This window comes from Micromonospora sp. KC207 (assembly GCF_004348615.1).
In the GTDB taxonomy this organism is placed as follows: Bacteria; Actinomycetota; Actinomycetes; order Mycobacteriales; family Micromonosporaceae; genus Micromonospora.
Window position 1 is genome coordinate 1 of record NZ_SMKJ01000203.1, and the last position, 13,296, is coordinate 13,296.

General features: G+C 74.4%; 14 protein-coding genes and 1 pseudogene. 9 read left to right on the forward strand and 6 right to left on the reverse strand.

Annotated features, from left to right (window positions below; translation table 11 throughout):
- Window positions 1-32: 32 nt before the first annotated feature.
- The 6 genes and pseudogenes from E1258_RS22560 to E1258_RS22585 all read left to right on the forward strand — a co-directional run bounded on the left by E1258_RS22560 (window position 33) and on the right by E1258_RS22585 (window position 5,382).
- The gene (locus E1258_RS22560; RefSeq protein ID WP_132404629.1) at window positions 33-521 is read left to right on the forward strand and encodes a YbaK/EbsC family protein; all 489 of its coding nucleotides are present in this window, start codon (window positions 33-35) and stop codon (window positions 519-521) included.
- Window positions 518-1,255, forward strand: coding sequence for a monooxygenase (locus E1258_RS22565; RefSeq protein WP_132404631.1), 738 nt, complete (start codon window positions 518-520; stop codon window positions 1,253-1,255). Before E1258_RS22560 ends, E1258_RS22565 begins: the two co-directional genes overlap by 4 nt.
- Window positions 1,252-1,812 (forward strand): annotated as a pseudogene (locus tag E1258_RS22570) (GNAT family N-acetyltransferase); the annotation flags it as partial. The gene E1258_RS22565 and the pseudogene E1258_RS22570, both read left to right, overlap by 4 nt.
- A 164-nt stretch (window positions 1,813-1,976) precedes the next feature.
- Window positions 1,977-2,756, forward strand: coding sequence for a carotenoid biosynthesis protein (locus E1258_RS22575; RefSeq protein WP_132404657.1), 780 nt, complete (start codon window positions 1,977-1,979; stop codon window positions 2,754-2,756).
- Window positions 2,753-3,880: a glycosyltransferase family 2 protein gene (locus E1258_RS22580; RefSeq protein WP_132404635.1), complete on the forward strand. Its 1,128-nt coding sequence runs from the start codon at window positions 2,753-2,755 to the stop codon at window positions 3,878-3,880. The genes E1258_RS22575 and E1258_RS22580 overlap by 4 nt, the downstream gene beginning before the upstream one ends.
- Before the next feature lie 11 nt (window positions 3,881-3,891).
- On the forward strand, window positions 3,892-5,382 hold the full coding sequence (locus E1258_RS22585) for an NAD(P)/FAD-dependent oxidoreductase (protein ID WP_132404637.1): 1,491 nt from the start codon (window positions 3,892-3,894) through the stop codon (window positions 5,380-5,382).
- 19 nt (window positions 5,383-5,401) lie between these two features.
- Here E1258_RS22585 and E1258_RS22590 read toward each other — a convergent pair whose 3' ends face one another.
- Together E1258_RS22590 and metF are read right to left on the reverse strand one after the other, a co-directional pair.
- Window positions 5,402-6,091, reverse strand: a complete 690-nt coding sequence (locus E1258_RS22590; RefSeq protein WP_132404639.1) for a CDP-alcohol phosphatidyltransferase family protein — start codon at window positions 6,089-6,091, stop codon at window positions 5,402-5,404.
- A 43-nt stretch (window positions 6,092-6,134) separates the two neighbouring features.
- Window positions 6,135-7,052: a methylenetetrahydrofolate reductase [NAD(P)H] gene (metF, locus tag E1258_RS22595; RefSeq protein ID WP_132404641.1), complete on the reverse strand. Its 918-nt coding sequence runs from the start codon at window positions 7,050-7,052 to the stop codon at window positions 6,135-6,137.
- 241 nt (window positions 7,053-7,293) lie between these two features.
- Between metF and E1258_RS22600 the strand changes: the two genes are divergently transcribed.
- The gene (locus E1258_RS22600; RefSeq protein WP_132404643.1) at window positions 7,294-7,707 is read left to right on the forward strand and encodes a helix-turn-helix domain-containing protein; all 414 of its coding nucleotides are present in this window, start codon (window positions 7,294-7,296) and stop codon (window positions 7,705-7,707) included.
- An 89-nt stretch (window positions 7,708-7,796) separates the two neighbouring features.
- Here E1258_RS22600 and E1258_RS22605 read toward each other — a convergent pair whose 3' ends face one another.
- From E1258_RS22605 to E1258_RS22615, 3 genes are all read right to left on the reverse strand, one after another.
- Complete coding sequence (locus tag E1258_RS22605; RefSeq protein WP_132404645.1) at window positions 7,797-9,350, reverse strand: non-reducing end alpha-L-arabinofuranosidase family hydrolase; 1,554 nt, start codon at window positions 9,348-9,350, stop codon at window positions 7,797-7,799.
- A 575-nt stretch (window positions 9,351-9,925) separates the two neighbouring features.
- Entirely contained in the window at window positions 9,926-10,123 is a 198-nt protein-coding gene (locus tag E1258_RS22610; protein WP_132404647.1) for a DUF397 domain-containing protein, read from the reverse strand.
- Window positions 10,116-10,994 (reverse strand): helix-turn-helix transcriptional regulator, encoded by an 879-nt coding sequence (locus E1258_RS22615; RefSeq protein WP_243715620.1) that lies wholly within the window; start codon window positions 10,992-10,994, stop codon window positions 10,116-10,118. Before E1258_RS22615 ends, E1258_RS22610 begins: the two co-directional genes overlap by 8 nt.
- Before the next feature lie 371 nt (window positions 10,995-11,365).
- Between E1258_RS22615 and E1258_RS34035 the strand changes: the two genes are divergently transcribed.
- Both E1258_RS34035 and E1258_RS22630 read left to right on the forward strand, forming a co-directional pair.
- Window positions 11,366-11,734, forward strand: a complete 369-nt coding sequence (locus E1258_RS34035) for a hypothetical protein (protein ID WP_207919673.1) — start codon at window positions 11,366-11,368, stop codon at window positions 11,732-11,734.
- A gap of 9 nt (window positions 11,735-11,743) precedes the next feature.
- Window positions 11,744-12,826 carry a polyprenyl synthetase family protein gene (locus tag E1258_RS22630; protein WP_132404653.1) on the forward strand — a complete coding sequence of 361 codons (1,083 nt, stop codon included), beginning with the start codon at window positions 11,744-11,746 and terminating at the stop codon, window positions 12,824-12,826.
- A gap of 51 nt (window positions 12,827-12,877) precedes the next feature.
- Here the strand turns inward: E1258_RS22630 and E1258_RS22635 are convergent, their stop codons facing one another.
- Complete coding sequence (locus E1258_RS22635) at window positions 12,878-13,270, reverse strand: Rv2175c family DNA-binding protein (RefSeq protein WP_132404655.1); 393 nt, start codon at window positions 13,268-13,270, stop codon at window positions 12,878-12,880.
- Between the last annotated feature and the right edge of the window lie 26 nt (window positions 13,271-13,296).

Consider the following 13,296-nt stretch of genomic DNA (forward strand, 5'->3'; position numbering starts at 1 on the left):
GGGGCGGGGAGGCGGCGGGGAGAATGGGCGACATGCAGCCACACCCGAACGTGCGGGCCGTGCAGGAGGCCCTCGACGCCGCGGGCGCGCGGGACGGCTCCGGCCGGCCCAGCGAGGTCCGCCTGCTGCCCGACGCGGTGCACACCGCCGCAGCGGCGGCCGACGCGCTCGGCGTCGCCGTCGGCGCCATCGCGAACTCGCTCGTGTTCGACGCCGACGACGCGCCGCTGCTGGTGCTCACCTCCGGCGCGCACCGGGTGGACATCGCCGGCCTGGCCGCGCGTCTCGGCTTCGACCATCTACGCCGGGCCACCCCCGAGTTCGTCCGCAGGCACACCGGCCAACCGATCGGCGGGGTCGCCCCGCTCGGCCACCCCGAGCCGCTGCGCACCCTCGTCGACCCGGCTTTGGGGCAGCACGACGAGGTCTGGGCCGCCGGCGGGGTGCCCCAGGCCGTCTTCCCCACGACGTACGCGGAGCTGCTGCGGATCACCGCCGGCACCGCGACCGACGTGGCGTGAACGGCGTCCCGGAGCTGGTCACCCTGCACATCTGGCGGATCGGTCGGTCCGCCCTGCCCGGTGCGCTGGCCCGGATGGCGGCGCACCCGCCACGGCTGCGCCGTACCCCCGGGGTACGGTTCGGCAAGCTGCTCGGCACCGGGACGGGCACCGGCTTCGGCCCCGGCGACGCCGACCCGACCCGCTGGGCGGCCCTCGCGGTCTGGGACTCCGCGGCCGACGCGGCAGGCTTCGACGCCTCGCCGGTGGGCCGCTCCTGGGCCCGGATCGCCCGCTCCCGGGTACGGGTCGACCTGCGTCCGCTGGCCAGCCGGGGCGAGTGGTCCGGGCAGCGGCCGTTCGGCGAGCCGCCCGGCGGCCGGGTCGCCGGCCCGGTGCTGGCGCTGACCCGGGCCCGGCTGCGGGTCCGCCGGGCGGCCACCTTCTGGCGGGCCGTCCCGCCGGTGGCCGCCGCCCTGCCCGCCGCGCCCGGCCTGCTGGCCCGGTTCGGCGTCGGCGAGGCCCCGCTGGGCTGGCAGGGCACGGTCAGCGTGTGGCGCGACCCGGTGGACCTCGTCGCGTTCGCGTACCGTCACCCCGAGCACCGCGCCGCGATCGCGCGCACCCCCACCGAGGGGTGGTACGCGGAGGAACTCTTCGCGCGGTTCGAGGTGCGCGACGTGGTCGGCGACCGGACGGTGCTGGGGTGGGTCGCCGACGGCGACGCGGCAACGGCGAAGGATGGGCGGGCATGAGGTTGGTGCGCTGGACGCCGGACGATCTGCTCCGGCGGCTGGACGACGTGGTGGCCGTCTACGGCGAGGCGATGAACTACCGGGCCGACCTGCTGGAGGCCCGGCGCGGCTACATCGCCACCCACGTGCGCCGTCCCGGCTTCCGCGCCGTCGCCAGCCTCACCTCCGAGGGGCACCTGGCCGGCTTCGGGTACGGCTACGTCGGCACGCCCGGCCAGTGGTGGCACGACCAGGTGTACCGGGCACTGACCGCCGACGCCCGGCGGCGCTGGCTCACCGACTGCTTCGAGGTGGTCGAGCTGCACGTCCGGCCGCCCGCCCAGGGGCACCGCCTGGGCACCCGGCAGCTCACCGCCCTGCTCACCATGGCTTCGGGCAGCACCACCCTGCTCTCCACGCCCGAGGCCGACGAGCAGCGCTCCCGGGCCTGGCGGCTGTACCGCCGGTTCGGCTTCGTCGACGTGCTGCGCCACTTCCACTTCCCCGGCGACGAACGCCCGTTCGGCATCCTCGGCCGGGACCTGCCGCTCGCCGCGCCGGCCCCGGCCGACCCGGCCTCCTCCAGCCCGGCCCCGGCCGCCTCCAGACCGGCCGACCCGACCGCCTCCGCCCCGGGCCCGGCCGACCCGTGACCCGGCACCCGCCGCCCCGGGCCGAGGTCCGGCCGCTGCCGCCCCGAGCGGGATTCCGCCCGCCACCGCCCCGGGCCGGGGTCCGGCCGCTGCTGCCCTGGGCGGGGCTGGGCCTGCTGGTCCTGGCCCAGATCTGCTATCCGCTCACCGCCGGTGCCACCCGGGCCGGGCTGACCGTGGCCACCGTCGTGCTCGGGTACCTGCTCTCGGTCGGCCACGCGCTGCTCAGCCGGGGCCCCCGCGCGGCGGCGGCGCTGGTCGCCGTGGCCACCGGCGGTGGCTTCGCGATCGAGGCCCTCGGGGTGGCCACCGGCTTGCCGTTCGGCAGCTACGACTACTCCGGCGAGCTGGGCCCGAAGCTGGCCGGGGTGCCGCTGATCATCCCTCTCGCCTGGACCTGGATGGCCTGGCCCGCCTGGCTCGCGGCGGCCCGGCTCGTCCCGCCCGGTGTTGCCCGGGTGGCGCTCGCCGCCGTCGGGCTGGCCGCCTGGGACCTGTTCCTCGACCCGCAGATGGTCGCCGAGGGCTACTGGGTGTGGCGGGACGCCACCCCCGCCCTGCCCGGCCTGCCCGGCGTCCCGGTCAGCAACTATTTCGGCTGGCTGATCTTCGCAGTGCTGCTGATGGCGGCGCTGCGCCCGCTGGCCGGGCCGGCCGTCGACCGCGCCGGCCCGCGCGACGCGCCGATGTTCGCGCTCTACCTGTGGACGTACGGCTCCAGCATCCTGGCCCACGCGGTCTTCCTCGGCCTGCCCGCGTCGGCGGTGTGGGGCGCGGCCGGCATGGCGAGCGCCGCCGTGCCGCTGGCCCTGGCGCTGGGCCGCGATCGCCACCGCCAACGACGCCGGCCGGCCGACGCGACCACATGACCGGCGTCCTGCTGCTGCTCGCCGGCGTCGCCGCGCTCACCGCGCACACCTGGGTCAACGCCACCCGGTGGCTACGCCGCCCGAGCGGCGGGCCCGTCGAGGTCGCCGAGGCCGTCGCGGTGCTGCTGCCGCTGCGCGACGAGGCCGACCGGGTCACCCCGTGCCTGGCGGCGCTGCTCGCCCAGCGGGGCGTGCCCGGCCTGCGGATCGTGGTGCTCGACGACGGCTCCACCGACGGCACCGCCGACGTGGTCCGCGCGATCGCCGGCGACGATGACCGGGTCACCCTGCTCACCGGCGTCGCCCCGCCACCGGGCTGGCTGGGCAAGCCGCACGCCTGCCATCAGCTCGCCACCCGGGCCGACCCCGCCGCCACCGCGCTGGCCTTCGTCGACGCCGACGTGCTCCTCGCCCCGTACGCGGTGGCGGCGGCCGTCGCCGAGCTACGCGCCGCCCGGGTGACGCTGCTGTCGCCGTACCCGAGGATCGTGACCCGGACCGCGGCGGACCGGCTGGTGCAGCCGCTGCTCCAGTGGCTGTGGCTGACCTTCCTGCCGCTGCGGGCGATGGAGCGCTCGCCGCGGTCGTCCCTGGCGGCGGCCGGTGGGCAGTTCCTCGTGGTCGACCGGGCCGGCTATGCCGCGGCCGGCGGGCACGCCGCCGTGGCCGACCGGGTGCTGGAGGACATCGAGCTGGCCCGCGCGGTCAAACGCTCCGGCGGCCGGATCGCCCTCGCCGACGGCTCCCGGCTGGCCACCTGCCGGATGTACGACGACTGGCCGCAACTGCGCGACGGCTACACCAAGTCGCTGTGGGCCTCGTTCGGTCATCCGGGGGCGGCGGCGGCCGTGGTCGTGGCGCTGCTGCTGCTCTACACCGCTCCTCCGCTGGTCGCGCTGGCCGCCCTGCTCGCGGGCGTCCCGACCGTCGCGGCCCTGGCGGCGCTGGCCTGGCTGTTCGGGGCGGCCGGGCGGGTGGTCAGCGCCCACGCCACCGGCGGCCGGTGGTGGCCCGACGCGCTCGGCCACCCCGTGTCGGTCGTGGTCCTCGGCTGGCTGACCGCGCGGTCGTACCATCTGCGGAAGCGACGCCGCCTGTCCTGGCGGGGTCGCCCGGTCAGCTAGGAGGACACGCCATGGCACGGATCGTGGTCGTCGGTGCCGGGGTGGGCGGGCTGGCCACCGCCGCCCGGCTGGCCACCACCGGGCACGAGGTGACCGTCCTCGAGCGGGCCGGCACGGTCGGCGGCAAACTCGGCCGGTACGTCCACGACACCCCGGCCGGGTCGTTCCACTTCGACACCGGGCCGAGCCTGCTCACCCTCCCGGAGGTCTTCCACGACCTGTTCGAGGCGACCGGCGCGAAGCTCGACGAGTACCTCGACCTGACCCCGCTGGACCCGATCGTCCGGCACGTCTTCCCCGGCGACGGGCCCACCCTCGACTCCTGCGCCGACCCGGCCGAGTTCGCCGCCCGCGTCGGCGCGGCGTTCGGCGAACGGGCCGCCGCCGACTGGCAGCGGCTGTGGCGACGCGCCGCCCGGGTCTGGGACGCCTCGCACCGGGACATCCTGTGCCGGGCCATCGGCTCGCCGCTGGACCTCGCCACGCTGGCCTGGCGGCTGGGCGACCTCGCCGCGATCGGCCCCGGCCGAACCCTGCGCGGGCTGGGCCGCCGGCACCTGTCCGACCCCCGGCTGCGGATGCTGCTGCAGCGGTACGCCACCTACACCGGGGCCGACCCGCGCCGGGCCCCGGCCGCGCTGGTCGCCGTCCCGTACGCCGAGTTGGCGTTCGGCGGCTGGTACCTGCGCGGCGGCCTGGGCACCCTCGCCGACGCGCTGCTGACCCGCTGCCTGGACCTGGGCGTGGTCGTGCAGACCGGCGCCACGGTCACCCGGATCGACGCGGCGGGCGGCCGGGTCCACGGGGTACGCCTCGCCGGGGTCGCCGCGCCCGTGCCCGCCGACGTGGTGGTCGCCAACGTCGACGCGCTGACCCTCTACCGGGACCTGCTGCCCAGCCCGCGCCGGCTGGCCGGGCTGACCGACCGCAGCCTCGCCGGCTTCGTGCTGCTGCTCGGGGTGGCCGGCGAGAGCGGCCTGGCCCACCACAACGTGTTCTTCCCGCGCGACTACGACGCCGAGTTCGACGCGGTCTTCGGCCACCCCGGGCGGGGCGTGCGGGCCCGGCCCGCGCCCGCCCCGACCGTCTTCGTCACCGTGGCCGACGACCCGGCCGTGCGCCCCGACGGGCACGAGGCGTGGTTCGTGCTGGTCAACGCCCCCCGCCACGGCACCGCCACGGGCGCGGTGGACTGGCGCCGGCCGGGCCTGGCCGACGCGTACGCCGATCGGGTCCTCGACGTGCTCGCCGAGCGCGGCGTGGACGTCCGCGACCGGCTGGTGTTCCGGAAGGTCCGCACCCCGGCCGACCTGGACGCCGCCACCGGCGCGCCCGGCGGTTCGATCTACGGCACGGCCGGCGGCCTGCTGCGGCCGGCGAACCGGGGGCCGGCGGCCGGCCTGTGGCTGGTCGGCGGCTCCAGCCACCCCGGGGGCGGCCTGCCGATGGTCGCCCTCTCCGCCCAGATCGTCGCCGACGAGATCGGCCCCGCTTGGGGGTGAGGAGGTGCCCGGCGGCGGGTCAGCCGGCCTCGATGAGGGCGCGGCGGACAGCGGAAAACAGCTGGCCCAGCCCGAAGCCGGCCAGCAGCACCCAGACCGCAGTGGCCATGGTGATGGTGCCGGCGGTCAGGTCCGGGTCGATCAGCCCGGCCAGCCCGGCCAGCAGCAGCCCCACCAGGGCCACGCAGACCCGGGTGGGCCGCTCCCCCACGGTCACCGCGCCGATCTCCCGCATCCCGGCCGACACCGCCCGGGCCCGGACGTACTCGTGCAGCCAGGACAGCCCGCCGGCGGCGACGACCAGCGCGCCCGGCGCGCCCACCAGCCAGAACGCGGCCAGCCAGGCGGCCTCGCCGAGCCGGTCGGCGACCGAGTCGTAGACGTAGCCGAGCCTGGTGGTGCGGTTGGTGGCCACCGCCACCGCCCCGTCGACGCTGTCGGCCACCGAGGCGGCCAGCACCAACAGCGCCCCGATCACCGGGCCGGTCACCGGCCGGACGGCGAACAGTGGCACGCAGAGGCAGAGCAGCACCCCCGCGACGGTGACGGCGGTCGGGGTGACCCGGAGCCGGCCAAGCACGTATCCGACGTGGTAGGCGAACCGCAGCCAGGCGCGGACCACCGGGGCCGCCGCCCGGGGATCGAAGCCCCCGTGCAGCCGCGCCCACGCCGTCGCGTACTCGTCCCAGTTCAGCGATGTGCCCACCACGGAACAACCGTGGCACCGGCGCTGTGGTGTCGCGCCATGGGGGTCACACCCGCGCGCTGACCTGCAACTGCTGCCAGACCTCACGCGTCGCGGTGGACCGGTTGAGGGTGATGAAGTGGATGCCGGGCACTCCCTCGTCGAGCAGCCGCCGGCACATCTCGGCCGCCTGCTCGATGCCGAGCCGGCGGACCGCCTCCGGGTCGTCGGCCACCTCGGCGAAGCGCGCGGCCAGGGCCGGCGGGAAGGGCGCCCCGGACAGCTGCACGGCCCGCTCGATGGTGCTGAGCTGGGTGACCGGCATCACCCCGGCCAGGATCGGGGTGTCGCAGCCCTCCGCCGCCACCCGGTCCCGCAGCCGCAGGTAGTCGTCGGCGTCGAAGAACATCTGGGTGATCGCGAACTCCGCCCCGGCCCGGCACTTGCGGACGAAGTGCGCGGTGTCGCTGGCCACGTCGGGCGAGCGCGGGTGCTTGTACGGGAACGCGGCCACCCCGATGCTGAAGTCACCGCAGTCGCGCACCAGCCGCACCAGGTCCTCGGCGTAGAGCACCCCCTCGGGGTGGCGGACCCACTCGCCGCCCGGGTCGCCCGGCGGGTCGCCCCGCACGACCAGCACGTTGCGCACCCCGACGCCGGCCAGCCGCCCGATGACGTTGCGCAGCTCGGCGACGGAGTGGTTGACGGCCGTGAGGTGCGCCATCGGCAGCAGGGTGGTCTCGGTGGCGATCCGCTCGGTCACCGCGACCGTGGTGTCCCGGGTCGACCCGCCGGCCCCGTAGGTGATCGACACGAACGAGGGGCGCAGCGACTCCAGCTCGCGGATCGCCTGCCAGAGCAGCCGCTCGCCCTGCGGTGTCTTGGGCGGAAAGAACTCGAACGAGAAGGTGGGCTGACGGTCACGGATCAGCTCCCCGATCGCCGGCTGCGGATTGGGAAGGACCGATGGGAGACCAAGAGCCATGGACCGACTCTAGCGGTCGGGACGCACCGCACCCAGGAGGTTCCCACCTGACGCGACCGCCACCCGAGCCCGGCACGAGCCCCCGCACGAACGGCGGGCCGGGCGGACCGTCGTACCCGCGGGGTAGACAGGCGGTAGCGCGGACGGGGCCCGCGCGGGGGTCAGCACCGACCGGCGGCGCGCCGGTCCCGCCTGGTGCGCGGGTCGACGCCGCCCTCGCGCCGACCCTGCCGGAGGACCCATGACGCCGCCCACGCCGCCCGGCCCGGAGCCGCTCGGGCCGTTGCTCGCCCGGCTCCGGCGGGCCCGGGGCCGCAGCCAGCAGGCCCTCGCCGCCGAGCTGTGCGCCGCCTCGGGCGTGCCCACGCTGAGCCGGCACGAGGTGTCCCGCTGGGAGCGGCAGCTCCGGGTGCCGGGGGCCTTCTGGCTGGGCTGGCTGGCCGTGGTCCTGGCCGTGCCGGCGGAGCTGCTGGCCGACGCCGCCAGGCACGCCCGGCACGCGCGCCGGGCGCTGCCGGCCGCCCCGGCACGCCCACCGGCCGGCGGCATGACGCCCCGCGCCGGCCTGCGGCCGAGGGGCCCGGAGCGGCTCCGCCCGCCCCGGCACGCCACCCGCCCCACCCGGCGGCGCAGCCGGCCCGACCGGCCTGCCTGACGCGGGGGCCGAACGGGCGAGCGGCGGGCCCGGCCTGCGCCGGACCCGCCACTCGATCGAACTCACGCCGCTAGCGTCGGCTCACGCGGTCAGCGTTGCAGCGTCAGCAGGCCCGGCCGGTACGGCAGGAGGCCGTAGTCGACGCCGTCGGAGCTGGGCGAACGCCCCTGGTAGAGGAGCTGCAGGTTGCACGGGTCGATCGTGTTCGTCTGATCCGCGCTGGTGCGCAGCAGCTCGCCGTGGCTGATGTCGTTGGTCCAGGTGGCACCGCTGTTGGCCTTGCCCGCGAACGGGTTGTTGTAGGTCGTCGCGTTCGGCGTCCAGGTGCCGCTCAGGCTGGTCGCCGTGAACGAGCGGAAGTAGCGCTCCCAGGAGCTGGTCCTGGCCTCGATGATCATCAGGTACTGGTTGCGGCCCTGCACCTTGTAGACCTGCGGCGCCTCGAAGATGTTCTCCGAGGTGTCGCTCATGATGGTCGTGTAGCTGGAGCCGAAGTTGCCCGGGAAGTTCCCGATCGGCATGATCTGGCGGTAGATCTTGCCGTTGTCGCCGGCGAAGAACAGGTACATGTTCTGGTCGTCGCCGATGATCGTCTGGTCGATCACGCCGGTGCTGGAGCCGGTGATCGTCGCGGTCGACAGGGGCTGCGGGGCCGACCAGCCGTTGGCGTTGGCCGGGTTGGTCGACGTGCGGTACGAGAACGACGTCGGACCCCACTGGTGGGCGAGAACCCAGATGTTCTTCGGCGCGAAGTAGAACAGCGACGGCGCGACGGTGCTCTGGCTCATGGTGTTCTGGGGGGCCGAGCCGAGCTGGTTGAGGTTGTCGACAAGGCCGAAGTTCATCGAACCCCAGCCGCCGGTGGCGCTGCTGCTGTGGGTGGTGGCGTACACCAACTGCTTGCCCTGGTAGGGGGCGATGGTGAAGTCCTTGAGTGACGCCCAGCCGGACTTCGGCTGCGCCAGCGGGCCGGTCGACGACCACCGGTACGTCGAGGGGAGGTTGCACGTGCCGCCCGGCGGGGGCGTCGTCGGCGGCGGGGTGGTGGGGTTCGTCCCGCCGTCGACGCGGACGAGCTGCCACTGCTGGTTGCTGCCGTTCCAGTCGTCGTACTGCACGATGTTGCCGCCGTCGGCGGTCGACGCGCCCTGCACCTCGATCACCCTGTTGCTGTTCCGGTTGATGAACCGGACGTAGCCTGAGTCGGAGTCGGCCAGCCGGAACTGCTGGTTGGTGCCGTTCAGGTCGCTCCACTGCACGATGCTGCCGCCGTTGGCGGTGGAGAAGTTGTAGACGTCCAGCACCTTGCCGGACAGCCGCGACTTCAGCCGGTAGTAGCCGCCGCCGGAGTCCACGAACTGCCACTGCTGCTGGTTGCCGTTGTTGCGCGTCCACTGGGTGATCCGCGCCCCGTCGTTCGTGGCCAGGTTGTAGACGTCCAGGGCCTTGCCGCTGTTGCGGTTGACCAACACGTACCACGCGTTCGTGTCGACCGTCGCCGCAGCGGCGGGCGTCGAGACCGCGGCTGCGGCGGCCACGCCGAGCACCACGGCCGACACGCCGGCGGCGACGACCCGAGACAGCCACCCACGCCGCCGCGACGGCGGCGGCGCGATCGATGGCGATCCACCCAAGGCAGACATGATCCTCCTTCAATGACCAGAGATGGGCAGCGCGGGGACGGCCGCGCGCGTCGATGATGTGAGCGCTAACACCACGCACGCAGGCCTAGCGCACGCCAATCCAAGACCAACGAAGCGGCTTGCCCGGCAGCCGCAGGCGTCGTCGTCCTTGACCATCGACTGTGAGCGATAACACGCCGTTCGTCAAGTCGTAATGTTCAGAGACCCGTCGATGTCCCGGCCATTGCTCACCCGAGTCGGCAGCTGGGTCGAGGCCGGGCTGAGCAGTCGTTGCTCAGGATGAGCCGGGTTCGTTGTCCCGAGACCGACCGGCCGCCCTTCCCCACCACGCACACCGGCCTGGTGCCGCTGGCCCACCTCGGCCGACTCCGGCCGGGCGCGCGGTGGCGGTCCGGTCAGCGGGACGGCCGGACAAAGCACGGCGGGGCTGAGCCGGACCTGGTCCGGCTCAGCCCCGCGCCGCAACTGCACATGATGATCGACTCCATGTCGCCGACATGGCGGCATCCCGTCGCCCGGACACCGCCACTTCGCCGACATCACGTCGGTCAACCCGCCGGCATGGTCGGCCGGTGTCAGCTCAGGGCAGCCGCCCGCACGCCCGCAACGAAGGCCGCCCAGGACGCGGGCGCGAAGACGAGGGCCGGCCCCGCCACGTCCTTGCTGTCCCGCACGCCGACGACACCGGGCAGGTTGTCCGCGACCTCCACACACGCGCCTTCGTTGCCGCTACGGGTGCTCTTGCGCCAGCGGGCACCAGTCAGGTCACTCATCGTAGCTCTCCTTGATCACCGTGCTCACCAGGTCCTCTGACGCGCGCTCATCAAGGGCAAGCCCTTGCAGGGTCTGCCACGCGTCAGAGTATGCCTCGACCTCACTGGGGCGATCCAGATAAAGGCTGCCCGTCAATGACTCGCAGTAGATCGTGGAGGGCTCTGCCGGGCGAGTGCCGACGGCGGGAAAGTCCAGCACGATGAACGCCCCGGCAACGGATACCTTGTGCGGGCCCGCAGTCAGGGGCAGCACCCGAAAGCTCACGTTGTGGGCCTGTGACGCGTTCACCAGGTGAGCAAGCTGTAGTTGCCACACCTCAAGATCCTCGATCGGCCGGCGGATCACCGACTCGTCGACGATCGCCTCGAAGCGGGGCGCGGCGGGGCTTCGGCGGCTGAGGAGTCTCTGACGCTCCATTCGAAGCGCCACCTTCTGCGCCACTTCCTGAGGCGTCCGGCTCTGCTTGGTGGCGAACACGGCAGCCATGTACTCCGGTGACTGCAACAGGCCAGGTATCAGGTTCGACTCGTAGTGGCGGATCCGGCAGGCGGCGGCTTCCAGTCCCACGTACAGCTCGAACCAGGCGGGGATGACCTCACCGTAGGCGTGCCACCAGCCGCGCGCCTTGCTCTCCCTGGCGAGGCTCACCAGCACTTCCGTCAGCTCGGCCGACGTGCCGTAGAACTGGCACATCAGGGTCACGTCGTGGGTCCGCAGCGAGGTCTGGCCGCCCTCCAGCCGGTACATCTTCGCCCGGGACCACTCAAGAGCCTCGGCGGCGGCCTCCAGGTTGATGCCCGCCTCCTCGCGCGCCTGCCGCAGCAGCCTGCCGAGTTGACGGCGTGGCACCGAAGATCCGACGTCGCTCACGTTTCGCTCCCGTCTCACCGTCATGCGACTGCCTGTCTCATTCGCAGCGATGGACGTGGTCGAGCGGTCGACGTTCCCGCATCAGGCGGGCGCGTACGGCGACCGAGAGACGCCACAGAGTGATCCGCCGCCGGCCAGGAGCAGCCGGTGGCGCTGCGCGCCCACCACCGAGCGCCCCCGCCGGCGGTGACCCGTGGCGATCCCCCGGCGACGGCCGGAGCCACCGTTCAGCGTCCTGATGGCCGGCTACGTGGTCGACTTCCACCACCGCGACGTCTGCTCGAAGTGCCGGGACGACGGCTCCTGCACTCGCCTCGACCGGGCCGGCCGGACGCTACGGGCGTGGCGGGACAGGCAGGACAGGCACAGCCGTGAAGGCCGGTGACGTGCTGCACCTGACCCGCGCGGCGAGCGTGCAGTTCGTCCGGCCCGTCTTCTTCCGACTGATCAAGATCCGGACGGACCTGCACACCTACCACGGCTGGGTCTGGCTGGAGGGATACGAGTTGGACGGGCGGGGCGACGCCATGGCCCGCCGCGAGCTGTACGTCATCGAGGCAGGCGTGCGGGTCCTGCCCTCGACCACACCGGGACGACCGGGCGCACCGGGACGACCGAGCGCACCAAAACGACCGGGCACACCGGGACGCTCGGGCACACCGGGCGGAAACCGGAAGCGGGCGGACGGCACCGACACGCCACGCACCGCCGATGCGGCAGCTCACCGGGCGACCCGCTAGCGTCGGGGCGTGACCCACGCTGCTCCCGTATCCCCCGTCGACCGTGCCGGCCTGCGTCAGCGGATCGACAAGGCCCTCGCCGGTTTCCTGGCCGGTCAGCGCACCTGGCTGACGGCCGTCGACGTGGCTCTGGTGCCGGTGGCCGAGGCGATCGAGGCGTTCGTGCTGGGCGGCGGCAAGCGGCTGCGCCCGGCGTTCGCGTACTGGGGGTTCCGGGGGGCAGGCGGCGCCGACGCGGATCAGGTGGTGACCGCCCTGGCCTCGCTGGAGTTCGTGCAGGCCAGCGCGTTGATCCACGACGACCTGATGGACCGCTCGGACACCCGGCGCGGCGAGCCGGCGGTGCACCGGCGGTTCGCCGCCCGGCACCGGGGGGCCGGCTGGGGCGGGGACGCCGATGGCTTCGGCGACGCGGCGGCGATCCTGCTCGGCGACCTGTGCCTCGTCTGGTCCGATGAGCTGCTGCACTCCGCCGGGCTGGACCCGCGCGTCGTCGCCCGCGCCCGGCCGGTCTTCGACGAGATGCGCACCGAGGTCACCGTCGGGCAGTACCTCGACGTGCTGACCCAGGCCACCGGCGACACGTCGGTGGAACGTGCGGGCAAGGTCGCCCGGTACAAGTCGGCCAAGTACACCGTCGAGCGTCCGCTGCTGCTGGGCGCGGCGCTGGCCGACGCACCCGCCCACGTGCGGGCGGCCTACTCGGCGTACGGGCTGCCGCTGGGCGAGGCGTTCCAGCTCCGCGACGACGTGCTGGGGGTGTTCGGCGACCCGGCGCAGACCGGCAAGCCCGCCGGTGACGACCTGCGCGAGGGCAAGCGGACGTACCTCGTCGCGGCGGCGGTGGAGGCGAGCGACGACGCGGGCCGCGCGCTGCTGCTGGACCGGCTCGGCGACCCGGAGCTGGACGCCGACGCGTTGGCCCGGCTGCGCGAGCTGATCACCTCGACCGGGGCGCTGGCCCGCACCGAGGAGCGAATCGCCGCGCTGACCGAGACGGCGCTCGCCGCGCTGGCCGCCGTCGACCTGGAGACCGAGGCGCGGCAGACGCTGGTCGACCTCGCCATCGCCGCCACCCGCCGCGCCGGCTGACTCCACCGGTCAGCCGGCTGACTCCGGCAGCCAGCCGACTGACTCCACCGGTCAGAAGCCGAGGGCCTGGGCTCGGCGCTTGACCTCGCGGGCGTGGTCGCCGCCGAGCGTGACGGCCGGGGTGCCGCCGGAGAGGGTGTCGTCGGGCTCGTAGAGCCAGCGCAGCGCCGCCTCGTCGTCGTAGCCGGCATCGGCGAGCAGGGTGAGCACGCCGGGCAGGTGCTTGAGCACGGTGCGGTTGGCCACCAGGTCGGCGGGGACCTTCCGCACGCCGTCGCGGCGGACGGCGAGCAGTTCGCGGTCCCGGATCATCTGGTGGACCTTGCTGATCGACAGGTCGAGGCGCTCGGCGACGTCCGGCAGGGTCAGCCAGCCGGCGGGATCGGTCGGGCCGGCGAGGTCGGTGCCGGAGGCGGCCTGGTCGGAGGGTACGGAGTCGGTCACCTGATCACCCTGCCACGCCCCCACCC

Excerpts from the sequence above, each read along its gene's own strand:
- E1258_RS22560 (WP_132404629.1), top strand. The coding sequence starts at position 33 with ATGCAGCCACACCCGAACGTGCGGGCCGTGCAGGAGGCCCTCGACGCC.
- E1258_RS22580 (WP_132404635.1), top strand. The coding sequence starts at position 2,753 with ATGACCGGCGTCCTGCTGCTGCTCGCCGGCGTCGCCGCGCTCACCGCG.
- E1258_RS22585 (WP_132404637.1), top strand. The coding sequence starts at position 3,892 with ATGGCACGGATCGTGGTCGTCGGTGCCGGGGTGGGCGGGCTGGCCACC.
- metF (WP_132404641.1), bottom strand. The coding sequence starts at position 7,052 with ATGGCTCTTGGTCTCCCATCGGTCCTTCCCAATCCGCAGCCGGCGATC.
- E1258_RS22600 (WP_132404643.1), top strand. The coding sequence starts at position 7,294 with ATGACGCCGCCCACGCCGCCCGGCCCGGAGCCGCTCGGGCCGTTGCTC.
- E1258_RS22605 (WP_132404645.1), bottom strand. The coding sequence starts at position 9,350 with ATGTCTGCCTTGGGTGGATCGCCATCGATCGCGCCGCCGCCGTCGCGG.
- E1258_RS22610 (WP_132404647.1), bottom strand. The coding sequence starts at position 10,123 with ATGAGTGACCTGACTGGTGCCCGCTGGCGCAAGAGCACCCGTAGCGGC.